Raw genomic sequence first — 24,891 nt, forward strand, 5'->3', positions numbered from 1 at the left:
TCAGAACTCAGAACTCAGGCCTTTTTTCGGAGAAGATAAATGACAGAGACGATTATGCACACGGCGGACCAGGTGATTGCTGCGACCTACAAACGGTTTCCCATCGTTCTCGAACGGGGCCGGGGATGCACGGTCTGGGACACCCGGGGGCGCCGCTACACGGATTTCGTCGCCGGCATCGCCGTGTGCTGCCTGGGGCATGCCCACCCGCGCATTGCCGATGCGGTGGCCCGGCAGGCCAGCCAGCTGGTGCACGTGTCCAACCTGTACTACACCATTCCCCAGACCGAACTGGCCCGGCTGCTGGTGGAACACAGCTTTGCCGACCGTGTCTTTTTCGGCAACTCCGGCGCCGAGGCCAACGAGGCCGCCATCAAGCTGGCCCGCAAATATTTCAACGACCGTGGCAAGCCGGAACGCACGCGCATCGTTTCCATGGAAAATTCCTTTCACGGGCGCACCATGGCCACCTTGTCGGCCACCGGTCAGGACAAGATCAAGAAGGGCTTCGACCCCGTGCTGGGGGGGTTTTCATTCGTGCCCTTCAACGACATCGACGCCCTGGCCGCGGCCATCGACGACCGCACCTGCGCCGTGATGCTCGAGCCCATTCAGGGAGAGGGGGGCATCCGGTGCCCGGATCCTCAATTTCTTCAGCAGGTCAGAGAGCTGTGCGACCGGCGGGAGGTGCTGATGATCCTGGACGAGATCCAGACGGGCATGGGCCGTACCGGCACCCTTTTCGCCCACGAGCATGACGGGGTCACACCGGACATCATGACCCTGGCCAAAGCCCTGGCCAACGGGCTTCCCATCGGCGCCATGCTGGCCACGGAACGGGTGGCGGCGGCCTTCGGATTCGGCGCGCACGCGTCCACTTTCGGAGGCACCCCCCTGGTAACGGCAGCGGCCCTGGAAACCCTGAAGATCCTTGTCGAGGAAAAGGTCGTCGAACGGTCCCGGGAAACCGGGGACTATTTCTGGGCCGCCCTCAACCAGCTCAAGCAGCGGCACAGCCGGATCACGGAGGTGCGGGGCAGGGGATTGATGCTGGGCCTCCAGCTGGATGGCCCGGCCGATGACCTGGTGCCGGTCTGCATGCAAAAAGGGTTTCTGGTCAACTGTGTGCAGGGGGACACGCTGCGTTTCGTGCCGCCCCTGATCGTCGAGAAAAATGAAATCGACCTGCTGATCCAGTGCCTGGATGAAGTGCTGGCGCAATAATTGACAGTTCCGTAAAAAGTCCGATATCTGCGTTACGCTTCATCCCTCGTCACTGCGGCGTACCATAAGTACGCCTCATTCCTCGGGATTCGCAAGCCTTGATCTCGAACTTTTTACGAAACTGTCTGAAATGTGACTTTTTACGAATTCGTCAATAATTGAGAATGATCAAAAAAATAAGACAAGGAGAACAATCGTGGCTGAGAAGATCAATAAAGTGGTGCTGGCCTATTCGGGGGGTCTGGATACATCGGTGATCCTGAGATGGCTCATCGAAACCTACGACTGCGAGGTGGTGACGTTTTCCGCCGACATCGGGCAGACCGATTCCCTGAACAATGTGGAGACCAACGCCATGAAGACCGGCGCGGTCAAGGCTTACGTGGATGACCTCAAGGAGACCTTCGTCAGGGATTACGTGTTCCCCGCATTTCGGGCCAACGTGATCTACGAGGGCCAGTACCTGATGGGGACCTCCATTGCCCGGCCGCTGATCGCCAAGCGCCAGATGGAGATCGCCGCCCTGGAAGGGGCCGATGCGGTCAGTCACGGCGCCACCGGCAAGGGAAACGACCAGGTCCGCTTTGAACTGGGGTACTATGCCATCGACCCGGACATTAAAATTGTGGCGCCCTGGCGCGAATGGGACCTGAACTCGCGGACCGCGCTGATGGCCTTTGCCGAAAAACACGGCATCCAGGTGCCCACCACCCATGCCAAACCATACAGCACGGACGGCAACCTGCTGCATATCAGCTACGAGGGCGGCATCCTGGAGGATCCCTGGGCCGGCCCGCCGGACGACATCTTTACCCTGACGGTTTCCCCCAAGGATGCTCCGGACGCCCCCGAGACCATCGAGATCACCTTCGAGGGCGGCGATCCGGTGGCCATCAACGGCACCGCCCTGTCACCGGCCAACCTGCTGGCCGAGTTGAACCGCCTGGGGGGCAAACACGGCATCGGCCGCATCGACATCGTGGAGAACCGGTTCGTGGGCATGAAATCCCGCGGGGTCTATGAAACGCCGGGCGGCACCATCCTGCGTCAGGCCCACCTGGCCATGGAATCCATCACCATGGACCGGGAGGTGATGAACCTGCGCGACTCCCAGATTCCCCGATACGCCCAGCTGATCTACAACGGTTTCTGGTTCTCTCCGGAGATGGAAGTCCTGCAGGGCATGATCGACAGTACGCAGAAACGGGTGTCCGGTGTGGTGCGCCTGGAGTTATACAAAGGAAACTGCACGGTGCGCGGCAGGAAGTCCGATCACTCCCTTTACAGTGAAGCCCACGCCACCTTTGAAGACGATGACGTATACAGCCAGGCCGATGCCGAAGGCTTTATCCGGCTCAATGCCCTGCGGCTGCGAATACGCAAACTGATGGAGCGGAAAGGGTAGGCACGGATCATGGCGGAAAAACTCTGGGACGGGCGGTTTTCGGAAAAAACGGACCAAAGCGTGGAGGCCTTTACCGCCTCCATCGCCTACGACCGGCGGCTTTATCCCTATGACATCGCCGGCAGCACGGCCCATTGCCAAATGCTTGCAAGGGCCGGCATCATTACCGATGACGAGGCCAATCGGCTGGTGACCGGGCTGGAGACCATCAAGGGGGAGCTGGATCGGGGCGAATTCGTCTTCGACGACAGCCTTGAAGACATCCACATGCACATCGAAGCCCGGCTGCTCGAGGTGGCGGGAAAGGTCGCCCAGAAGCTGCACACGGCCCGCAGCCGCAACGACCAGGTGGCCCTGGATGTGCGCATGTACCTGCGCGACGAGACCCGGCGGATCATCGAGCTGCTGCAGCGGCTGCGCACGGTGCTGGTGGATCTGGCCGACGGCCACCGGGACGTGGTCATGCCCGGGTACACCCACACCCAGCGGGCCCAGCCGGTGCTGTTTGCCCATCACATGATGGCCTATTACGAGATGTTTACCCGGGATCAGGCCCGCTTCGGCGACTGCCTGGGGCGCATCGACGTGATGCCGCTGGGAGCGGCTGCCCTGGCCGGCACCACCTATCCCATCGACCGGGCCTACGTGGCTCAGCTGCTTGAATTCTCATCGGTCAGCGCCAACAGCATGGATGCGGTGTCTGACCGGGATTTCGCCATGGAGTTCCTGGCGGCCGCCAGCATCGGCATGGTTCATCTGAGCCGGCTGTCCGAGGAACTGGTGCTGTGGTCCACGTCGGAGTTCGGTTTTATCACCCTCGCGGACGCCTTTGCCACGGGCAGCAGCATCATGCCCCAGAAAAAGAATCCCGACATCCCCGAGATCGTGCGCGGTAAAACCGGGCGGGTCTTCGGCGCCCTGACAGCCCTGCTGACCCTGATGAAGAGCCTGCCCATGGCCTACAACCGGGATATGCAGGAGGACAAGGAGCCGCTTTTCGATGCCGTGGACACGCTCAAGGCCTGCCTGCACATCAATGTGCAGATGATTCCGCGGATCACCGTCAACCGGGACACCATGCGCCGTGCCGCCTCCGTCGGGTTTCTCAACGCCACGGACATGGCCGACTACCTGGTCGGCCGGGGCATGCCCTTCCGCAAAGCCCATGCCTGTGTCGGCAACGCCGTGGCCTTTGCGCTGGACAAGGGATGTGAGCTGGACCAGCTGGCACTGGAGGAACTCAAACGGTTTTCGCCGTTGATCAATGCGGATATTTTCGACCACCTGACCCTGACGCACATGATCGATCGCCGGCAGAGCCTGGGAGGGACGGCAACAGAAAACGTGGCCCGGGCCATCGGTGACGCCCGCAAGGCCCTGGATGGTTAGCCCCGGAAAACCGACAGGTGATTGGCTCACCATTCGGGCGCTGCAGAAAACGACGCCTGCATCGGCCCGGCAGGCGGGGCATCATGCGTGGGCGCCGCCCCCAGCGAGGAATGAAAGACCGATGGTGGAAAAAATGTATCCCGTTACCAAACCGATCATCCTGGTCGGGCTGTTCTGGCTGATTGGTTTCAGCTTCATCGGCTGCGGTGTCAAGGGGCCGCCGGTGCCCCCGCGGAAGCCGTCGGTGCCGGCGGTCTCAAGCCTGGCCTACCAGGTGACGGATCAGTCGGTCTCCCTGTCCTGGTCGATGCCGGGGCCGCTCTCCGGGCGGCAGGCCAGACGGGCCGCCTTCGGCATCTACCGATCCCGAACCGCCCTCGAACAGCCGGCCTGCGACGGCTGTCCTCTCGTATTCGAAAAAGCGGCGACGGTTCCCTACGAGCTCACGCCGACCAACCGATATGCCGCCGATGTCCCCCTGGACCCCGGTTACCGCTATGTGTTCAAAGTGCGGCTGGAAACGGACGGCGGCATGGGCCCCGATTCCGATTCAGTCCAATTCGACCATTTGTCCCATGTCCCTTCCGGGAGTCTGGAGAGCCCATGAAACCCATTCCCTTTTTCAAGATGAGCGGCAGCGGCAATGACTTTATCATCATCGACAACCGGGCGGCAGTGGTGCCCGAAGACCGGCTGGAGCGTTTGGTTGTGGGCGCCTGCCGGCGAAAGATGTCGGTGGGCGCCGACGGGTTGATCCTGATCGAACCGTCGGACAGGGTTGATTTCAGGTGGCGGTTCTTCAATGCCGACGGCAGCCTGCCGGACATGTGCGGCAACGGCGCCCGCTGCGCCGCCCGATTTGCCTTTATCCACGGGATCGCCGACCGGCAGATGGCTTTCGACACCCTTGCCGGGACCATCGAAGCCACCGTGGGGGAACACGGGGTCAGGATCCGCATGACCGATCCCGCCCGCCTGAAAACCGGATTCCCGCTCGATCTGGATGGGAGAACGGTCATGGTGGGCAGCGTGAATACCGGTGTGCCCCACGTGGTGACCGTGGTGGATGACATCGAGGCCGTCGACGTCGTCCGGACGGGTCGCCTGATCCGTTTTCATCCCGATTTCGCCCCTGATGGCACCAATGCCAACTTCGTGGCTGACGGGCCCGGCGGACGGCTGCTGATCCGCACCTATGAACGCGGGGTCGAAGACGAAACCCTGGCCTGCGGTACGGGAAACGTGGCTGCGGCGCTGATTCTGGCCCACGACCGGGGGCTGGCCTCGCCCGTTTCGCTGACCACCCGCAGCGGGGGGCAGCTGACCGTTCATTTTACCATGAAGGGGGACCGCTGCACCGATGTGTTTCTGGAAGGGGACGCCCGCGTGATTTATCGCGGCGAACTGTGGGAGGAAGCATGGCTGACCTGAGCGATGAGCCTGTCGTTTACATTTCCGTTGGGTCCAACCTGGGGGACAAGCTGGAAAACTGTCTCAGCGGTATTGCCGCCCTGACCGACTCCGGGAAATCAACGCTCCTGGAAACTTCGCGGTTTTACCGGACCTCCCCGGTGGATTACACCGAGCAGGACTGGTTCGTCAATGCCGCCGTAAAAATAAGGACCACGCTGGCGCCGCTGAACCTGCTGGACGAATTGGTTGCCATCCAGCAGCGCCGGGGGCGAAAAGCAGATATGATTCGTTTCGGGCCGCGGGTGCTGGATCTGGATATTCTGATGTACGGCGACCGGGTGATCCGGACGCCGAGGCTGGAAATTCCCCATCCACGCATGCACAAAAGGGCCTTTGTCTTGCAGCCCATCTGTGATATAGACCCGACCATTATTCATCCCGCACTGGGGAAGACCGTCGGCGATCTGCTGGGCCGCCTGAACGATGACGATCAGCGGGTCGTCCCGCTGGACAACCCGCCCACACCGCTACAAGGCGGAATGCCGTGAAACTGCTGTTGCTGCTGATCATCGTCTACCTTGTTTACCGAGCCGGCAAATCGTGGCTGGTGCGGACCCTCCAGTCCGGTAACCAGAGCGGCTCCCCCAATGCCAGGATCGATGATGTGATGGTCCAGGATCCGGTATGCGGGATCTATTTTCCCCAGCGGGAAGGGGTTATGTTGCGACACGGCGGGCAAACCCATGTTTTTTGCTCCGAAGCCTGCCGCGACCGGTTCCTGGAAGCGCAGAAAGAGAAGTAACGGGCCGGAGGCGGTGCGCCCCGGTCTGTCAAGTGATTTGGATCGACATATCAATTGCCATGGAGTGATGAAACTCAAGAAGGAATCTGAAACAATGAAATTTTTTATCGATACCGCCAATGTTGACGAAATCAAGGAAGCCCATGCCATGGGCATGGTGGACGGGGTGACCACCAACCCCTCTCTGATCGCCAAGGAGGGACGTGTTTTCGAAGACGTCATTAAAGAAATCTGCGAAATCGTGGACGGCCCGATCAGCGCCGAGGTGATCAGCCTCGAGGCCGAGGGCATGGTCGCCGAGGCGCGTGAGCTGGCCAAAATACACCCCAACGTCGTCATCAAGGTTCCCATGACCGTTGATGGCCTCAAGGCCACACGCCAGCTCGCGCAAGAGAACATCAAGACCAACGTGACCCTGATCTTTTCACCCCTGCAGGCCCTGATGGCGGCCAAAGCCGGCGCAAGCTATGTGAGCCCCTTTGTCGGGCGGATAGACGACCTGTCCCAGGACGGGATGCAGCTTATCGAACAGATTGTTGAGATTTTTGCCAACTATGCATACGATACGGAGATCATCGTGGCCAGCGTCCGCAACCCTCTGCACGTGCTGGATTCAGCGCTGGCCGGAGCGGACATTGCCACGATTCCCTTCAAGGTGCTGAGTAAACTGGCAGCTCATCCGCTGACGGACAAGGGCATCCAATCCTTTCTCGCCGACTGGGAAAAGGCCAAAAAATAGCGGCGGGGACAGGCATCATCTCAAAGTACGCTGTTGAGGTGGCTTCGAATCTACAATGATGGAACCATCGGTCAACGCCAAATGAAAAACGAGCGAATCAACTCACTTCTCACCCATCCCAATACGCTGACGCTGTTCAGGATCGTTTCGGTGCCGATCATTGTGGTGCTGTTGATGATGCCCAACCGGTTCACGGCACTGCTGGCCGGGCTGATTTTCAGCGTCGCCGCCATTACCGACTATTTTGACGGGTATCTGGCCCGGCGCTACGGGCTGGTGTCCAACCTGGGCAAGGTGATGGACCCGGTAGCGGACAAGCTGCTGGTTTCCTGCTCGCTGATCATGCTTTCGGCCCTGGGATGGATGCCGGCCTGGGTCGCCTGTATCATTATCGGACGCGAGCTGGCGGTTACCGGATTGCGAAACATCATTGCCCAGAACAAAATGGACGTCTCCGCGTCCAGTCTGGGTAAATACAAAACCGGGTTCCAGATTGCCGCCATCATCCCCCTGATGTTCCACTATCCGGCCTTAGGGTTTGATTTTCAGGCCGTCGGCATGTTCTTTCTCTGGGGGGCGTTGGTGTTTACCCTGTGGTCAGGGGCCGATTACTTCCTGCGCTTCAGAAAATTACTCCGCGGGTGAACTTTTCTGTTGACAATGAGACCATTAATTTATAAAAGTGCCACTTCAACTGAGCGGGAATAACTCAGTGGTAGAGTGCGACCTTGCCAAGGTCGAAGTCGCGGGTTCAAATCCCGTTTCCCGCTCCATTTTTTTTTATACGGGCGGCATAGCCAAGTGGTAAGGCAGAGGTCTGCAAAACCTCCATTCACCAGTTCGAATCTGGTTGCCGCCTCCAAAAAAGCTAAAATGATCAGGGCTGAATGATTTTCAGCCCTTTTTTTATGGGGGCGCATGGGTTGCGGCCGGTTGCCAACCATCCAGTCCGTCAATGTCGGGATCCGATTCCTTCAAAAGCCGCTTATAATTGGGTCTTATAAGTGAATTCCTGATTATGATGCTGCACTTCTTTCGATATTTCGGCCAATGAATCGGGTTTGCTCAACGCAAACGTCTCACCCGCCGTGTCCCCTGTAGAACTGCCCAATGACATCCCTGCCTGTTTCCGCGTCCCTTTCGACACATACATCAACGGCATAATGGCGCAGCGGCCCTTGTCTTGATTGTCTAATGGGCAATCGTGTGGTATTCGAATTTCGATTTCAGCTGTGAATGGATTTGACGTATAATCCCGTTTCTCTCACCAAAAACCATACACCCTTCCATACAGGCACATGAAAAACGAATGCGAGCACACTCTCAAACAGGCGGCTTTGGCCCACGAGGAAGGCAGGCTTGCCGATGCGGAAAAAGCCTATCTGGAGATATTGAACCAAAAGCCGGATTCGGGATCCGTGCTGAACGCACTTGGAACGGTCTTTTTGGATCAGTCCCAACCGGATAAGGCAAAAACGGTTTTTGAAAAAGCGGCCGGCTTGAATCCTCCCCATCTATCGGCATGCTACAATCTTGGCAGACTCAAGCAGATCGAGGGAGACGATCAAGGGGCCATCAACCTTTACAGAGCCATCGTCAAGCAGCAGCCCCGATTTGGTTTGGCATGGAACAATATGGGGGTGGCGTACCGGGAAATCGGTGAGCCGGAGGAAGCCATCTCCTGTTTTCGGAGGGCAGTGGCCTTTGCCCCTGACATGGCGGAGGCATGGAACAACCTGGGTGTGGCACAGGATGCGTTTCATATGATTGAAAACGCCGCCAGGTCATACCGGAAGGCCATTGAGATAAAGCCCGATTATGCGTCCGCCCACTTCAACCTCGGCGTCTCTTTACAGAAACGCGAGCGGTTCGAGGACGCCGAGGACCATTACAACAAAGTGCTGGAGATCAAGCCGGGCGATGAGGCGGCCAATTTTATGCTCCAGAGCCTGGGGACTTCCGCAACACCCGATGCCGCCCCGGCACAGCATGTACGCAGGATTTTTGATCAGTGTGCCGGGACTTTTGAAAAGATCCTGGTAACGGGTCTGGAATACAGGACCCCTGAACTCCTGTTTAACCTTACGAGGCCGCGCCTGAAACAGAATCTGGCGGTTCTGGATCTCGGCTGCGGTACCGGGCTGGGCTCACAATTCTACCGGCCATATGCAAAATTGCTCATCGGTGTCGATGTGTCGCCCAGGATGCTCCAGAAGGCTTCGGAGAAAAATATCTACGACGATCTCATGGTCTTTGACATCCTTCAAGACTGGGCGTTTTCCCAACCATTCGATCTCATATACAGCTCTGACGTATTTGTCTATTTCGGGAATCTGGATCCGATCATCCGATCGGCATCATCCGCTCTTGTTCCCGGAGGGATCATTGCCTTTTCGGTGGAAAAACTGGAGGAGAACCGCACAGGGTATCAGCTGTTTCCCAGCGGACGCTACGCCCATTCACACCGGTATGTAAGAAACTGCCTGAAAAATCATGGATTCGCACCCGTAGCGGAAACCGACGCCGCGATCCGGAAGCAGTCAGGCGATGAGGTTCCGGGATTATTAATTGTGGCCGAAAAGGGCTGAAACAGAATTACCAAGCGTTCCCGCCTGCCGATCGTACAGTGCCACCGGAACCATGCATTTGCCGCCGGGCTTTTTAGCATCCGGTTCTATTTTTTCCATAAATCTGTTACATGGTTTTCATGGATACCTGCAAGCACACCGGACCTCACCGTTTCAGCATGCCTGCGTGGATAACCTGTGCCCCGTTCGAGCAAATGCTGGGCATGGAAATTGTCAAGGCGGAGGCCGGCGAGGCGATTCTGGCAATGCCTTTTGTTAAATCACTGGCTCAAGGCGCAGGCCTGATGCACGGTGGTGCGCTGGTCAGCCTGGCCGACACAGCTGTGGTGATGGCGATCAAGAGTATGGTGGCACCCGGAACCCATTTTGCCACGATAGCAATGGAAAATCGTTTTCTTCATCCCGTGAAACAGGGCATACTCCAGGCCAGAGCGAGGGCTGGCGAACGCGATGGGTCCACCATTAAAGGATCATGTGATATTTTTGATGAAAAAGGCCGCAAGGTCATGATATTTGGGTCGGTTTTTAAAATTGCCAGAGACGCCGAAATCAAAGGTGTCGTTTACGGGAAAGACTGACCTTTTTTCAGAACCATAACCTTCTCCCACCGTCCTGATCGATTTGGAACCGCGTGCCATTTTCAGACCCCCGCCTGTCCATATCGCCGGGCCAGGTCTTCATAGCGAAGGCCGGTGCCACCGAAGATATCCAGTGCGCTGCCCACCGTAAAGTCGATGTTCCCGTTTCCCATGGATTCGATCAGATCAATGTCACGCTGGTTGCAGATGCCGCCGGCATAGGTGACCGGCAGGCCCTCCCAGCGCCCCAGGTAGGCGACCAGGTCGGTTTCGATGCCGGCGCAGCGACCCTCCACATCCACGGCATGGATGAGAAATTCATCGCAGTAACCGGAAAGACGGTCCATGAGCCGGTAAGTGACCGCCTCGTCGGTGAATGTCTGCCAGCGATCGGTGGCCACCAGATAGGCGTCGCCGCGTTTGCGGCAGCTCAGGTCCAGCACCAGGCGCGATTTGCCGATGCGTCGGCTCAACGCTTTCAGGCGCGCCATCTGGATCTGTCCGTCGCTGAAGACCCAGGAGGTGACAATCACATGGCTGGCGCCGGCGTCCAACCATGGTCCGGCATTGTCGGCATTGATGCCGCCGCCCAGCTGCATGCCGCCGGGCCACCGGGAAAGGGCCGACCGGGCTGCCGTCATGTTGCCCCTGCCCAGCTGGATCACGTGGCCCCCCTTGAGATTGTCCCGGCGATACAGGTCGGCAAACCAGGCGGCCGGTTTTTCCGCCTGAAAGTTGGTTTTCAAATCATGGGATGCGCTGTCGGACAGGGTGGCACCGACGATTTGCTTTACCACGCCGCCGTGCAGATCGATACAGGGACGAAAGCGCATGAAATGCTCCTGGTTATTGGTCTGTCCTCAGAAAAGCGTTCGGTGGCCTGCGCCGCCTGACGGCAAGTCGGTGGTTCAATGCGTCGGGCGGTGGGATGTGGTTTTCCCGGCGCCCTGGATCCGCCATTCCTTGAATTTCCCGGGAACGGTCAGTCCTCTTCCGGGGACGCCAGCCGCTGCTGCTGGCGGTTCAGCAGATTCATGAATTGGTCCACGGGAACCGGATGGGCAAACAGAAAACCCTGCATGCTGTTGCAGCCGTAGCTGGCCAGAAAGTTTTTCTGCGCCTCGGTTTCCACCCCTTCGGCCACGGCGTCGATTTTCAGGTTGCGGGCCATGGCGATAATGGTTTTGATGATTTCCTGATCCCCTTTGCTGTTCATTGCATCGGATATGAACGAGCGGTCTATCTTCAGGGCGTCTATGGGAAACCGTTTCAGGTAGCTCAGAGAAGAATACCCGGTGCCGAAATCATCGATGGAGAAGGTGATTCCCCTGGCCCGCAGGGTTTTCATTTTGGCGATGCACACTTCGGGGTTCTGGATCACACTGCTTTCGGTAACCTCCAGCTTGAGGTACCGGGGGGGCAGACCGCTCTCTTCGATGATATCGATTACCATCTGTTCAAAATCTGACTCCTGAATCTGCCTGGCGGAGAGGTTCACGGCGACGAAAAGATCGGAATAGCCCATGTCATGCCATCGCTTGGTCTGGACGCATGCGGTCTGCAGCACCCATCGTCCCACGGGAACGATGATGCCGGTCTCTTCGGTGATGCGGATAAAATCGTCGGGGAGAATGAGTCCCAGTTCGGGGTGACGCCATCTGAGCAGGGCCTCCATCCCCAGGATACGATTATCCTCGTTGACCAGCGGCTGGTAGTAAAGCATCAGCTCGTTTCGGTCGAGGGCTTTTCTCAGGCTGCTTTCCATCTTCATGCGATGCAGCGCTTTGCGGTTCATCTCTTCGGTAAAGAACCGGTAGCCGCTTCCACCGTTATCTTTGGCCACGTACATCGCCATGTCCGCATTTTTCACCAGCCCTTCCACGTCCCAGCCGTCGTTGGGAAAAACACTGATGCCGATGCTGGTAGAGGTGAATATCTCGTTGCTGTTGAAGCAGAACGGACGCGCGATGGATTTCAGGATCTTGCGGGCCACCCGGGCCACGTCGATATCACGTCCCAGGTTGGTGAGGATTACCGTAAACTCATCTCCGCCGAGTCGGAACAGGTGGTCCGTTTCCCGAAGGCATCCCTTGAGCCGGGCGGCCACGCCTTGGAGCAGCTGGTCTCCGGTATCGTGGCCCAGGGCATCGTTGATCTGCTTGAATTTGTCCAGATCCAGAAACATCAGGGCCCATGCCCGGTCTGAATTGCGACGGCTCGATTGCTGGAGGAGGTCATCCAGGCACATATAGAATGATTTGCGGTTGGGGAGCCCGGTGAGCATGTCATGGTAGGCGACATAACGAAGTTCTTCGTCTTTTTTACGGCGTTCGCTGATATCCTGCAGGGTATTGACAAATCCCTCCGGCTTTCCGTCCGTATCGAAAAAAACTGCACCGCTGATGGAGACATCCACCAGTTGTCCGTATTTCGTGATTCGCTTGGTTTCGACTCCCGAAAAGGAGACCCCCTGCTGAATGTGGGACATGAACTCGTTGGTCTCGGGCCGGTTTTCTTCGGGGACGAAGTCAATGGTGCGGTTCCGGCATTCTTCCGGTTGCCATCCGAAGACACGGGTGAATGCCGGGTTCAGATAGATGACGCGGCCGGCCATGTCCCTGACGATTACCGGATCCGGCGCTGCTTCCAATACGGTGCGGTGGTGTTCCTCGCTCCTTTTCAGCGCCTCCTGGGCCTTTTTGCGTTCGGAAATATCCCGGTAAATGACATAGATGGCCGGTTCGTCATTTTCTGTCGCGATCGGTTTGGCAAGGATGGAGACATCCACCACTGTCCCGTCCTTTCTTCTTCTCTGGCTTTCCACCTCAAAGCAGTCACCGCCCATTGCCCGTGATGAAAGCGACAGGCTTTCCGCCTTCAACGCCTCCGGTACGATGAGTTTTTCCATCCGTCGACCGATACACGCTTGTTGGGAATATTGGAAAAGGCGGCAAAACTCTTCATTTACACGGATCACCCGGTCTTCCAGGTCGAGGATGACGATGGCCTCAGGGGCAATGTCAATCAGTTGTTCCGCATACCCCTTTTGATTGTATAGTCTTCTTTCCGCCTTTCGTTGTTCGGTGACGTCCCTGATGACACTCTGGTATCCATATATGCTGCCGTCAGGATTATCCAGGCGCATGGTGGTCACCAGGCAGTGTTTGAGCTGGTCGCGGCGGTCCAGAAAAATGACCGATGCATTGTGGACGAGACCGGTTTCATCCACCTGGCTGATCAACCGTGCACGGTCTGCCCTGTTGGCGTAAAAGGAGGTGATTTTTGAATCACGCAGTTCGGATTCTGAAATATCCAGAAAGCCCAGCGCCGCCGAATTGAAATCCAGGATCGTTCCATCCGGCGTACTGACAACCACCGCATCGGGAGAACGTTCGAAAAGGATGCGATAACGGTCCTGGGCAACCCTGGCATCACTGCCGGCCTTTGGGGAGTCGGTGCGGTTTGGTTCACTCGATAAGGTTTTCATTTCGATAAGGTTTCTAACAAAAAAGCACCGGCCTTGGCAAGTGGATAAAACGCCGCTTTCACAGGCGTTGGCGCATGATCGTTGACAAGGTGAGAACAATTGCCTACCTATTGAATACCAGGCAAAAAAAACGTTTCCGGATGGGAGCGCCCCGTTCAGGGCAGGATCGGTGCTGGCGGGTGCGGGCCCGAAGGGCCGAGCGCTTTTTCGCTTCCCTTTCCGAGCCACTGATGAAAGGACGCACATGGATAATCAAGACTGGACCCGGGATCGACTCCTGAAGACATCGGGCGGCTATTGGGCCGCCTGTGCGCTGCACAGCGCCGTGGCGCTGGACCTGTTCACCCGTATCGGCGATGCCAGGGTGGGCGGGCAGACCCTCGCCGAATGGATCGACGCACCGGTGGATGCCGTCAACCGCCTGCTGGATGCCGTGGCCGCCATGGGCCTGCTGATCAAGGACGGGGACGGCTGTTATGCCAATACCGAGGCCAGCAGGGTATTCCTGTGCGCCGATTCGGATCGCTTCATCGGATACATCATCCGGCATCACCACCATCTGATGGCATCCTGGGCCCGGCTGCCGGAGGCGGTTCTCAGCGGAAAACCGATCCGCCTGCCTGTTCGCGAGAAAGGCGCTGAGGCCCGTGAGGCGTTTCTCATGGGGATGTTCAACCTGGCCATGCAGCTGGCACCGCGACTGGTGCCCCTTGTCGATCTTTCCGGATGCCGGACGCTTCTGGACCTGGGGGGAGGGCCCGGCACCTACGCCATCCACTTTTGCCGCCAGAATCCCGGGCTCACCGCAACCGTTATGGATTTGCCGACCACCCGGCCGTTTGCGGAGAAAACCATACGGAGGCTGGGCATGGAGGAACGGGTTTCCTTTGTTTCCGGCGATTATCTGCAGGACGGCGTCCCCGGTCGTTACGACGCGGTGTGGATGTCCCATATTCTCCATGGCGAGTCGGCGGACGGCTGCGCCCGAATTGTGGACAAGGCTGTACAATGCCTGAATCCCGGCGGTGTCGCGGTTGTGCATGAGTTTATTCTGGACGACACCATGGACCGGCCGCTGTTTCCCGCCCTTTTTTCCCTGAACATGCTCTTGGGCACCGAAGGGGGCCGGGCATACAGCCAGGGGCAGATTATTGACCTGCTGGAAACGGCAGGGCTGGCGGACGTTCGTCGGCTGGATTTTTCGGGACCCAATGACTCCGGCCTGGTCCGTGGGGAGAAGCCGGCCTGATGGGGCCTGAACGGATGGGAGATATCGCGACCATCGATTCGGAACAATGGCGGCAAACGGTGATCCGGGGCGCCCTGGTCTGGGGGGTGGCGGTTTCCGACGCGCAGGCCCGAATCATGGGGCGACACGCGCTGGAACTGCTCCATTGGAACCGCACCACCAACCTGACGGCCATCACCGATCCGCTGGCGGTGGCGGTGAAGCACTATGTTGATGCCGTGGCCGTCGTGCCCTGGATCCACCGGGGGGCGCGAATACTGGATGCCGGATCCGGTGGCGGATTTCCCGGGATTCCCCTCAACATCCTGCGGCCGGATCTGTCTGTGACCCTGGTGGACAGTGTGCGTAAAAAGGTCTCTTTTCTCAAGTATGCCATTCGCACCTTGAATTTGAACGGAATCACGGCCGTTCATGGACGTCTGGAAGACCTTGGCCCGTCGCCCCCGTACCGTGGAAGCTATGATCTGGTGGTGTGTCGGGCATTTTCTTCACTGGAAGATTTCGCCGGACGGACGCTGCCTTTCCTCTCTCCGGGTGGCAGCCTGCTGGCAATGAAGGGCCCCCAGTCGGATCCCGATCAGGAAAATGAAAACCACAAGGATGACGGGCCCATCGTTCTCGGCGGCACATCCTTTTCCGTGCGCCGCCATCGATACCGGCTGCCGTTCCTGGATGCGCAACGCAGCCTGGTTCGGCTCACGCCGGTATCCGGGGCCTGAGGACAGCGCTCCGCCATCCCTATTTGTTCAGTTCAGTTGTCGGTCATTACAGAATAAAAGACTTGACGCTGCATCCGTCGGTTGATTCTTTTTATCCGCCCTTCGCCCTCGGTTTACTTCAACGACCGGACATAGGACTGAAGCGTGTAAAGGGCATCCTGGCATTGTTTGCGGGCGGCAATACCCTTGGCAGCCGCCAGCGCACCGGCCGGGGTGGTGATGTCCGGGATCTGGTACCGGATCGCGGTTTTTCGGATGTAGGCGTCATCCTGGTGGCTTTGACGGCCGCTGGGCGTGTTGACCACCAGGGCCACCTCGCCGGTTTTGATGCCATCCACCAGGTCGGGGCGGCCGAATCCGAGCTTTTTGACCAACTGGGCGTCGATGCCGTTTTTTTTGAGGAAGGCGTGGGTGCCGCGGGTGGCCTGGATGTCGAATCCCATTTCCCTGAACAGCCTGGCCGGTTCCAGAATGCTTGGTTTGTCTGCGTCGGTGACCGTGATCAGCACCTTTCCCGATAAGGGCAATGGGGGCGCGGCAGCCTCCTGGGAGGTGAAATAGGCCGTCCCGAAAACATCGGCCAGCGTCAGGACCTGACCGGTGGATCGCATTCGGGGCCCCAGCAGCGGGTCCGTTTCTGTGAAGGTGTCAAAGGGAAACACCGATGACCGGATGCCATAATGGGGCAGCAGCCGGCGGGGCAGGTCCATTTCGTCAAGGGACATGCCCAGCATGATTTCCACCGCCCGCTCGGCCATGGGAACGTTGCAGATGGTGGAGATCAGGGGCAGGGTCCGGCAGGCCCACGGGCGGGCTTCCAGCAGGTAGACCGTGTCATTGTATACGGCAAAACGGGTGTTGAGCACGCCTTTCACGTTCAGTTCCAACGCAACTTTGTTCACGATGGCCCTGATGGTTTCCACGTGGCGCGGTGGGGTGCTGTAGGGGGGGACCACGATGGCCGCATCTCCCGAATGCACGCCGGCCAACTCGATGTGCTCCATGACCGCCGGCAGATAAACTGCCCTGCCGTCGCAAAGCGCATCGGCCTCCACCTCGATGGCGTATTCCAGGAATTGCTCGAGCATGATCGGCGATTCGGGTGAAACCGCCGTATCGATTACATGGTGTTCCATCATGCGGGCATCCATGACGATGGTCCGTCGCTTGGCCAGCCGGTCCGCAGCGGGGCGGGCCACCAGGGGGTAGCCGATGGACTCGGCCATATTCATGGCCTGTTCCGGCGTATCGGCGACGCCCAATTGGGGGTGGGGAATGCCCAGCCCTGTCAGCAATTCGCTGAATCGCAGGCGGTCCTGTGAAAGGGCAGCCTGTTCGTGTGCCGTTCCCCATACCGGAACGCCGTCCGCCACCAGTTCCCGGGCCAGGTCCATGGCCCCATGACCCCCGAACTGGAGAATCACGCCTTCGGGACGCTCCGACCGGCAGACGGCCTTGATGTCGGTGGCCGTCAGGGGGTCGACGTAAATACGGTCCGCGTCGTTCAGCCCGCATGCCGAGGCAGGGTTGCCGCTGATCATGGCAACGCTGCGGCCGGCTGCGCGCAGAGCTCTGGCGCCGTGAACGCAGCAGTGGTCCAGCTCGATATTCTGGCCGATGCGTCCGGACCCGGGACAAACGAGAAGGACGGTCTTGCCCATGGGGGCATGGGGTGCCATGCCGTTTGCCGACGTATTGAACCAGACGGGTGAATATGCGGGATCGCCCGATGCATGGGGCCTGATCCGCACGCCGGCATCGGACAGCAGATCACCGATCGACGGGGCGGGCATGTCCAGCAAAAGGGACAATCCGTCTTCGGAAAATCCCGCCGCAACCGCATTTTCAATCAAGGATGGCGGCGGCATTTTTCCCGCCCCGGCGGCCAGCTGCTGTTCCATTTCAGCCAAGTCGGCCAACTGGCGGATCCATTCTATGCCGATTCCCGTGATGTCGGCCACTGCCTCCGGTCCGGCGCCTTTTTTCAGGGCCTCATGAATCAATTGCAGCCGGTCGGGTGAGGGCACCACCAGCCTGCGCATGAGGGTGTCGGCGTCAAGCGGGGCCAGCTCCGGCCGACCACCCAGAATGGGGTGTTTCGGGGATCGGGAACGCACAGCCTTTTGCAGGGCTTCCAAAAAGCTGCGGCCCAAGCCCATGACCGCTCCGGTTGATTTCATGCGGGCATCCAGCCGGTTGGCTTCCCCCGGAAAACGATCGAATTCCCAGCGGGGGAGGCGAACGGCGACCACTTCTCCCGTCTCGGGGCCTGCACTCGAAAAATCGATTTCGGTCCGGAGTTCGTCCAGGCCCGCGCCCAGTGAAAGCCTGGCGTGGAGGGTGGGCAGGGGGATGCCGAAAGCCTTGGAGAAAAAGGCGGCCGTAGCCGAAAACCGGGGATTCACGGCCAGAACGAATACCTGGTCCCTTTCCGGCGCCACGGCGAATTTTACGTGCACGGCTCCGGTCACCTCGATGTGTCCGGCCAGTTTGAAGGCCGCCGACGCGATCTGCCGGCGGGTCCCGGCGTTGATGGTGGCCGGAGGAATGACGACGGTCGAGTCACCACTGTGAACGCCAACGGAATCCAGGTTTTCGGCCATGCCGACCAGGATCATTTGATTGTCACGGTCCCGCAGCATTTCCACTTCAATTTCGCGATATCCGGACAGCGCCTGTTCGATCCGAAAATCGCCTGTCGTGTCTGCGGGTAGCCGTCCGCCGGCGGCAAGCATCCTGAGTTCTTCCACATTGAAAGCGATGCCATAGCGCTGGGGCCGATCCGGTTCGGCGGCGCGGACGAAGACGGGGTATCCAATCCTTTCGGCAATGGTTGCCGCATCGGACAGGTTGCCGGCCGATTGTCCGTCCGGTGCGGCAAGTCCCAGTTCCGCGACAAGCTTGCAAAATGCCGTTGGCGTATCAGTGGCCGCCAGGGTCTTCTCGGAAATACCAAGAAGGTGGATGTGGTTGTCCCGCAGCAGGCCGCTGCCAACAAACGCGTTTGCCAGGGCCAATGCGGTCGTTCCGCCAACCGTGGGGAGGAGGGCGTCGGGCTTTTCCCTCAGGATGACTTCCATCACGGCCCCGACCGTCAACGGCACCAGGTACGTGCGATCGGCGGTCTCTATGTCTGCAGCCAGGGCTGACGGGTCGCAATGCACCATCACCGTCTGAATCCCGGCTTTTCTGAAAATTTCACAGGCCCGGCAGGCAGCGTCGTCGAAAGCGCCGGGCTGGCCGATTCTGACGGGTCCGGAACCGATGATAAGGACTTTTTTCATGGAGGGGGTCGGCATATTAACTCCTCAAAGGGGGCGCTGGTTGTTTTTTCATAAAGGATTGCCCAATCGATCCCATCGGCCGCCGCCCGTTCTGCCAGCTGCAATGGCCGGGGAGATCGATCCGGTATCCACCGTTGAAGGTCTCCGTGACTATCACTCAGAGGGATCAGGGATCCAGATGGCCGTCATCGACCGCTTTTTCTATCAGTGAACGGGCAAAGGTCCACAGGTCGGGGGCGCCGTCGGCAATTTTCCGGTTTCTGTCGATTACCTGGGACTTGACAATGCCGTGTCGCTTCCACATCTGCCCGTCGGTAAACACGTTGTGCATTAACGGCTGAAGGCGGTCCAGGGCGTTGGCAAATTTGGACTCAGGCGTTTCTGATGCCTCGAATTCATCCCACAGGGCCCGGATTCCGGCCGCCTGATCCGGCGGAAGGAGGTTGAAAATGCGCTCGGCCGCCGCTGTTTCCCGTTGGGTCTTGTCCCGGTAGCCGGCCTCGTCGTAACAGTAGGTGTCGCCGGCATCGATCTCCACCAGGTCGTGAATCAGGACCATGCGAACCACATGCAGCAGGTTGAGAGTTTTGTCGCCCGCATACTCCCCCAGCAGCAGGGCCATCAGGGCGAGATGCCAGGAGTGCTCGGCATCGTTTTCCCGGCGCGATGCATCGGTGAGCAGGGTCTGACGGTCGATGGTTTTGAGCTTGTCCGCTTCGCGAACAAATGCGATTTGCTGTTCCAGTCGTTTGGGATTCATTTTCCACTCGTTTTTGAATTGCTGTGGGCTGAAGACCAAAACCGCATATTGACCCAAAACCGGGCAGTTTTCAAGGCACAAAATCGGTAATCCCGCCTTTCTATTGGCTTGACATGAACCGGCTTTCCAAGTAGAAAACTCTGTTTACTGTGAAAATTCCCATACGGAGGCATCGATGGATTACAAGAAGACCCTGAATCTTCCAAAAACCGGCTTTCCCATGAAAGCGAACCTGGCCGGCCGCGAACCCAACCAGCTGGAAGCCTGGGAAACCATGGGGTTGTATGACCGCATCCGGCAGTCGTCCCAGGGGCGACCCGCCTTTGTGCTGCACGACGGTCCGCCATACGCCAATGGTCATATTCACATTGGAACGGCGATGAACAAGATCCTCAAGGACATCATTCTGCGTTCACGGCAGATGGCCGGCTTCAACGCCGCCTACGTTCCCGGCTGGGATTGCCACGGCCTGCCCATCGAACACAACGTGGACAAGGAGCTGGGATCCAGGAAAAAGGAAATGACCCAGGCCCAGGTCCGTCGGAAGTGCCGGGCCTACGCCGAAAAGTTTATCGACATTCAGCGGGACGAATTCAAGCGCCTCGGCGTGATGGGTGAGTGGGACAACCCCTACCTGACCATGAATTACCGTTATGAGGCCATCATTGCCAGGGAATTGTTCAAATTTGCCCTGGACGGGAGCCTGTTTCGCAGCAAGAAACCGATCCACTGGTGCTGCAGCTGCAAAACCGCCCTGGCCGAAGCCGAGATCGAATACCACGATGAGAGCTCGCCTTCTGTGTATGTCAAGTTCGCCCTGAAAGACGACCCCGCCGACATTGATGAGCTGCTGGCCGGCCGGGAGGTTTCCGTGGTGATCTGGACCACCACGCCCTGGACGCTGCCGGCCAACCTGGCCGTGGCCCTGCACCCCGACTTCGAATACGCGGCCGTGGAAACCGGCGATGGACAGGTGCTCATCCTGGCCCGCGAACTGGTGGACGACTGCATGAAGATTTTCGGCATTGCCGACTACGGCATCGTGGCCGATCTCAAGGCGCAGGATCTGGAAAACAAACGCTGTCGTCATCCCTTCTACGATCGGGATTCCCTGATCATCCTGGGCGACCATGTGACCCTGGAAGCGGGCACCGGCTGCGTCCACACGGCTCCCGGCCATGGCCGCGAGGACTACGACGTGGGATTGCAGTACGGGCTGGACGCCTATTCTCCGGTCAATGACAACGGCGTGTTTACCGACGAGGTGGAGCGGTATGCCGGGCAGTTCGTATTCAAGGCCAACGACGACATCATTCAGACGCTGACCGACAAGGGCGTGCTTCTGGCCAGAGATGACATCAGCCACAGTTATCCCCACTGCTGGCGCTGCAAACGGCCGGTGATTTTCCGGGCCACCCCCCAGTGGTTCATTTCCATGGAGAACACCGGGCTGCGAAAAAAATCCCTCCAGGCGATCGACCAGGTCCAGTGGATTCCCCACTGGGGCCGGGAACGCATCTACGGCATGATCGAAAACCGGCCGGATTGGTGCGTGTCCCGCCAGCGGGCCTGGGGCGCTCCCATCACGGTTTTCATTTGCGAGAAATGTGACACCGTCCACATGGACGAGGCCGCCATGAACCATGTGTTCGACCAGTTTGCGGCACACGGGGCCGATGTGTGGTTTGAAAAGGAGGCGTCTGAACTGCTTCCCGAAGGCACGGTCTGTAAACACTGCGGCGGTTCGTCCTTCGCCAGGGAGACCGATATCCTCGACGTCTGGTTCGATTCCGGGGTGAGCCATGCTGCGGTGCTCGAAGACCGGGATTACCTGCGGTGGCCCGCGGATCTGTACCTGGAAGGCAGCGATCAGCACCGGGGCTGGTTTCACAGCGCCCTGCTCACTGCGGTGGGCACCCGCGGACAGGCCCCCTACCGGGCCGTCCTGACCCACGGTTTTGTGGTCGATGCGGCAGGCAAGAAGATGTCCAAATCCATCGGCAACGTGGTGGCCCCCAAGACGGTGATCAACCGATACGGGGCGGAGATCCTGCGCATGTGGGTGTCGGCATCCGACTACCGCGACGATGTGAGAATTTCCGACAATATTCTCAAGCAGCTCAGCGATGCCTACCGCCGCATCCGCAACACCAGCCGGTTTCTGCTGGGCAACCTGAATGATTTTTCACCGGAAAGCGACAGTGTGCCGGTCGATCAGATGCTGGAGATCGACCGCTTTGCCCTGCACACGCTTCAGGCGCTGGTGGAACGGGCGCTCAAGGCCTACGACGCCTACGAGTTCCACGTGATCTACCACCGGCTTTACAACTACTGCACCGTTGACCTCTCTTCGTTCTACCTGGATATTCTCAAGGACCGGCTCTACACCAGCCCGGCGGCTTCCACGGCGCGCCGCAGCGCCCAGACGGCCATGTATGCCATCCTGGATGCCATCGCCCGGGTGATGGCGCCGATCATGCCGTTTACGGCAGAGGAGATCTGGAAGCATATGCCGGCGGTTTCCGGAAGGGCGGAAAGCATCCACCTGGTTACCTTCCCCAAGCCGGACAGCGGTCTGAAGGATGACGAACTGGCCACCCGCTGGGAAACGCTGATCAGTGTGCGGGCCGAGGTGACCAAGGCCCTGGAGAAGGCCCGCGCGGAAAAAGTGATCGGCCATTCCCTGGATTCGGCGGTCACGGTGGGGCTCAGCGACGACTTGTTTGCCGTGTTGTCCCCTTTTCAGGAGGACCTTCGATCCATTCTCATCGTTTCACGGGCGGCCATGACCGCCGGAGAAATTCCCGGTGCCTATGCCGGCCAGGAGACCGAGGGCGTCTGGGTGAAAGTGGAACCGGCCGGCGGTGAAAAATGCCAGCGGTGCTGGGTCTATGACGACAGCGTGGGGAAAATCGCCGATCACCCCACCATCTGCAGCCGCTGCAGCGGTGCCCTGGCACAGATGGGCGACCTGGATGCGTCAGCGTGATAACTGTATTATGAATGCCACAACCTCGAAACCTGTAAAATCCGGCAACCGGTCGGAAGCGCCCGGCAAAAAGCCGGCCCCCACGCCGCCGATTCCCTCGTTGGGTGCCAAGCCGTTTTTGCTGATTGCCGGTCTGGTGGTCGTGATCGATCAGATCACCAAGGGGCTGGTCCTGGCCAACATGCCGATCTACCATTCCATTACGGTGATCCCGGGTTTTTTCAACCTGACGCATATCCGTAATCCCGGAGGGGCCTTCGGGTTCATGGCCGCCGGCAGCCAGGGGCTTCGCAACCTGCTTTTCCTCGGCGTGTCGGCCATCGCCATGGGGCTGATCGTTTTCTTTTATCGAAGCACGCCAAAAAGCCACCCCGTTCTGGCCTCGGCCATGGCCATGATTTTCGGAGGCGCCGTCGGCAACCTCATCGACCGGTTGCGGTTCGGCGAGGTGGTCGATTTTCTGGACATGTATGTGGGGGCCTACCACTGGCCGGCCTTCAATGTTGCCGACAGCGCCATCACGGTGGGCATTACCGTATTCATCGCCCATGTGGTGCTGGGAAAAATGCCCGATTAGCCGATAGCTGATTGCTGATAGCTCATAGGGTGAGGACTCGGGCCTTCTCTATCAGCCATGAGCTATCAGCCACGAGCTATCAGCCACGAGCTATTTACTATGCCGACTGTCGCCTACCATGCCCTGTCCGACCATCTGAGCCGCACGCCGGCGGTCGACTGGCCGCCGGTCACCCTGATCTGCGGTGAAGAGATGCTTTGTAAAAGGGCCTTCGAAAATGTGCTCGACGTTCTGATGCCCGAATCTGACCGGGCCCTCGGGGTTGAGACCTTCGATGGCGGGGAGGACAGCATCGCTGCCGTGCTGTCCAGCATGAACACCTATGCCCTGCTTTCAACGGCCAAGGTGGTGGTGCTGCGTGATGCCCGTCTGTTTTATTCGGCCAGGGCCCAGCAGGGGCTTCGCGAGAAGGTGGTCGCGGCGGCGCAAAGCGGGGACATGAAAAAGGCATCACGGTCGTTTTGCAACCTGATGGGCCTTGCCGGGCTGGCCCTCGATGACCTGACCACACCCGCAATGCGCAACAAGGTGGTGGCGGACATCGACGGCGAACCGCCGGCGTGGTTTCCCCAATTGCTCGACTACTGCCGTGAGAAAGGGCTTCGCATCCCGGACCGGCACGATGATGGGGACCTGCTGAACGCGTCCATGCAAAAAGGTTTTCCCGACGGGCACCGCCTCGTGGTGACCACTGACTTTGTCGACCGCCGCAAAGCCCTGTACAAAGCCATCGATCAGGCCGGCCTGGTGGTGGATTGCACCGTTCCCAAAGGGGAAACACGGGCGGATCGCATGGCCCGGGATGCGGTGACCAAAGCGACCATGGATGCCGCCCTGGCACAGGCGGGCAAGCGGATGGCCGGTGATGCGCGTCAGCGGTTGATGCAGTGGACCGGTTTCGATCTTCGCACCCTTTCGGGCAGCCTGGCAAAACTGATCAGTTTTACCGGCGATCGCAAGACGATCACCGACGCGGATGTGACAGCGGTACTGCATCGCACCCGCAAGGACCCCATCTTCGAATTCACCAATGCGGTTGCCGACCGCGACCTGTCGGCCATCCTGTTTTTACTGAACAACCTGCTCCACGACGGCATGCATCCGCTGCAGCTGCTGGCGGCAGTGGCCAACCAGATTCGTCGCCTGTTGCTGGCCAAAGACTTCATCGCGCGGGACGGGGGCCGTTTTTGGTCGGCCGGCATGTCGTTTCCCCAGTTCAAAACCGCCGCGTTCAAGGCGGTTCAGGCGGACGACGGGTCGTTTACGGCAATTGCGCAGGGGTGGGACTCGATCCTGGATCCTGCGGTCGATGGGAAAAAGAAGAAAAAAGCGGCCGCCAGCGACCTGGTTCTGGCCAAGAATCCCAAAAGCCCTTTTCCCGTTTTCCAGACCCTCAAAAAAGCGGATGCCTTTGCATGGGACACCCTGGTCGCGGCGATGATCGATTTGAGCGAGATCGATCTGCGGATGAAATCCACCTCTCAGGATCCCCGCATGTTGCTGGAAACCTTTTTGGTCAAGCTGTGCCGAAAATAAGGTGGGCCGCCTGAGGGACAACGACAATAGGGTAAAGGCAAGGCCTGCTGACGGTTTAAAGGGCCGCAATTCACCCAACGACGAATGACATCGATTTCATTACGGTTTTTTCGCTTTGAGCGGAATAGCTGATAGCAGATAGCTCATAGCTG

The 24,891-nt window shown here is 59.0% G+C and carries 20 protein-coding genes and 2 tRNA genes; 18 read left to right on the forward strand and 4 right to left on the reverse strand.

Annotation, left to right across the window (positions count from 1 at the left end; translation table 11 throughout):
• The first annotated feature begins 39 nt into the window (after positions 1-39).
• The 13 genes from DSCA_RS00460 to DSCA_RS00520 all read left to right on the forward strand — a co-directional run bounded on the left by DSCA_RS00460 (position 40) and on the right by DSCA_RS00520 (position 10,138).
• A complete protein-coding gene (locus DSCA_RS00460; RefSeq protein ID WP_155314578.1) occupies positions 40-1,224 on the forward strand; it encodes an acetylornithine transaminase in 1,185 nt (394 codons plus the stop codon).
• 196 nt (positions 1,225-1,420) lie between these two features.
• Positions 1,421-2,629, forward strand: a complete 1,209-nt coding sequence (locus DSCA_RS00465) for an argininosuccinate synthase (protein ID WP_155314579.1) — start codon at positions 1,421-1,423, stop codon at positions 2,627-2,629.
• A 9-nt stretch (positions 2,630-2,638) separates the two neighbouring features.
• Entirely contained in the window at positions 2,639-4,018 is a 1,380-nt protein-coding gene (argH, locus tag DSCA_RS00470; protein WP_155314580.1) for an argininosuccinate lyase, read from the forward strand.
• 121 nt (positions 4,019-4,139) lie between these two features.
• Positions 4,140-4,625 (forward strand): fibronectin type III domain-containing protein, encoded by a 486-nt coding sequence (locus tag DSCA_RS00475; RefSeq protein WP_155314581.1) that lies wholly within the window; start codon positions 4,140-4,142, stop codon positions 4,623-4,625.
• Positions 4,622-5,449 (forward strand): diaminopimelate epimerase, encoded by an 828-nt coding sequence (dapF, locus tag DSCA_RS00480; RefSeq protein ID WP_155314582.1) that lies wholly within the window; start codon positions 4,622-4,624, stop codon positions 5,447-5,449. The genes DSCA_RS00475 and dapF overlap by 4 nt, the downstream gene beginning before the upstream one ends.
• Positions 5,437-5,979 (forward strand): 2-amino-4-hydroxy-6-hydroxymethyldihydropteridine diphosphokinase, encoded by a 543-nt coding sequence (folK, locus tag DSCA_RS00485; RefSeq protein WP_155314583.1) that lies wholly within the window; start codon positions 5,437-5,439, stop codon positions 5,977-5,979. The genes dapF and folK overlap by 13 nt, the downstream gene beginning before the upstream one ends.
• Entirely contained in the window at positions 5,976-6,233 is a 258-nt protein-coding gene (locus DSCA_RS00490; RefSeq protein ID WP_155314584.1) for a YHS domain-containing protein, read from the forward strand. Before folK ends, DSCA_RS00490 begins: the two co-directional genes overlap by 4 nt.
• A gap of 94 nt (positions 6,234-6,327) precedes the next feature.
• A complete protein-coding gene (gene fsa, locus DSCA_RS00495; RefSeq protein WP_155314585.1) occupies positions 6,328-6,972 on the forward strand; it encodes a fructose-6-phosphate aldolase in 645 nt (214 codons plus the stop codon).
• Between the two features lie 81 nt (positions 6,973-7,053).
• Positions 7,054-7,617 carry a CDP-diacylglycerol--glycerol-3-phosphate 3-phosphatidyltransferase gene (pgsA, locus tag DSCA_RS00500; protein WP_155314586.1) on the forward strand — a complete coding sequence of 188 codons (564 nt, stop codon included), beginning with the start codon at positions 7,054-7,056 and terminating at the stop codon, positions 7,615-7,617.
• 53 nt (positions 7,618-7,670) lie between these two features.
• Positions 7,671-7,745: transfer RNA gene (locus DSCA_RS00505), tRNA-Gly, on the forward strand.
• A gap of 14 nt (positions 7,746-7,759) precedes the next feature.
• Positions 7,760-7,834, forward strand: a tRNA-Cys gene (locus DSCA_RS00510).
• Positions 7,835-8,270: 436 nt separating this feature from the next.
• The gene (locus DSCA_RS00515) at positions 8,271-9,560 is read left to right on the forward strand and encodes a tetratricopeptide repeat protein (RefSeq protein ID WP_155314587.1); all 1,290 of its coding nucleotides are present in this window, start codon (positions 8,271-8,273) and stop codon (positions 9,558-9,560) included.
• A 158-nt stretch (positions 9,561-9,718) separates the two neighbouring features.
• A complete protein-coding gene (locus DSCA_RS00520; RefSeq protein ID WP_269434629.1) occupies positions 9,719-10,138 on the forward strand; it encodes a PaaI family thioesterase in 420 nt (139 codons plus the stop codon).
• Positions 10,139-10,200: 62 nt separating this feature from the next.
• On the opposite strand, the gene hisA is transcribed toward DSCA_RS00520, so the two are convergent.
• Positions 10,201-10,971 carry a phosphoribosylformimino-5-aminoimidazole carboxamide ribotide isomerase gene (hisA, locus tag DSCA_RS00525; protein WP_155314589.1) on the reverse strand — a complete coding sequence of 257 codons (771 nt, stop codon included), beginning with the start codon at positions 10,969-10,971 and terminating at the stop codon, positions 10,201-10,203.
• A 149-nt stretch (positions 10,972-11,120) separates the two neighbouring features.
• The gene (locus DSCA_RS00530; protein ID WP_167527542.1) at positions 11,121-13,625 is read right to left on the reverse strand and encodes a sensor domain-containing protein; all 2,505 of its coding nucleotides are present in this window, start codon (positions 13,623-13,625) and stop codon (positions 11,121-11,123) included.
• A gap of 244 nt (positions 13,626-13,869) precedes the next feature.
• On the opposite strand from DSCA_RS00530, the gene DSCA_RS00535 reads away from it, so the two are divergent.
• Positions 13,870-14,874: a methyltransferase gene (locus tag DSCA_RS00535; RefSeq protein WP_155314591.1), complete on the forward strand. Its 1,005-nt coding sequence runs from the start codon at positions 13,870-13,872 to the stop codon at positions 14,872-14,874.
• The gene (gene rsmG, locus DSCA_RS00540) at positions 14,874-15,593 is read left to right on the forward strand and encodes a 16S rRNA (guanine(527)-N(7))-methyltransferase RsmG (RefSeq protein ID WP_155314592.1); all 720 of its coding nucleotides are present in this window, start codon (positions 14,874-14,876) and stop codon (positions 15,591-15,593) included. The genes DSCA_RS00535 and rsmG overlap by 1 nt, the downstream gene beginning before the upstream one ends.
• A gap of 113 nt (positions 15,594-15,706) precedes the next feature.
• On the opposite strand, the gene carB is transcribed toward rsmG, so the two are convergent.
• Complete coding sequence (gene carB / locus DSCA_RS00545) at positions 15,707-18,892, reverse strand: carbamoyl-phosphate synthase large subunit (protein ID WP_155314593.1); 3,186 nt, start codon at positions 18,890-18,892, stop codon at positions 15,707-15,709.
• Positions 18,893-19,043: 151 nt separating this feature from the next.
• Positions 19,044-19,637 carry an HD domain-containing protein gene (locus tag DSCA_RS00550; protein ID WP_155314594.1) on the reverse strand — a complete coding sequence of 198 codons (594 nt, stop codon included), beginning with the start codon at positions 19,635-19,637 and terminating at the stop codon, positions 19,044-19,046.
• 175 nt (positions 19,638-19,812) lie between these two features.
• On the opposite strand from DSCA_RS00550, the gene ileS reads away from it, so the two are divergent.
• The 3 genes from ileS (at position 19,813) to holA (ending at position 24,739) form a co-directional block, all read left to right on the forward strand.
• A complete protein-coding gene (gene ileS / locus DSCA_RS00555) occupies positions 19,813-22,626 on the forward strand; it encodes an isoleucine--tRNA ligase (RefSeq protein ID WP_155314595.1) in 2,814 nt (937 codons plus the stop codon).
• Between the two features lie 10 nt (positions 22,627-22,636).
• A complete protein-coding gene (gene lspA / locus DSCA_RS00560; protein ID WP_155314596.1) occupies positions 22,637-23,203 on the forward strand; it encodes a signal peptidase II in 567 nt (188 codons plus the stop codon).
• 99 nt (positions 23,204-23,302) lie between these two features.
• The gene (holA, locus tag DSCA_RS00565; RefSeq protein ID WP_155314597.1) at positions 23,303-24,739 is read left to right on the forward strand and encodes a DNA polymerase III subunit delta; all 1,437 of its coding nucleotides are present in this window, start codon (positions 23,303-23,305) and stop codon (positions 24,737-24,739) included.
• Positions 24,740-24,891: the final 152 nt, after the last annotated feature.

Source organism: Desulfosarcina alkanivorans, from assembly GCF_009688945.1.
GTDB lineage: Bacteria > Desulfobacterota > Desulfobacteria > Desulfobacterales > Desulfosarcinaceae > Desulfosarcina > Desulfosarcina alkanivorans.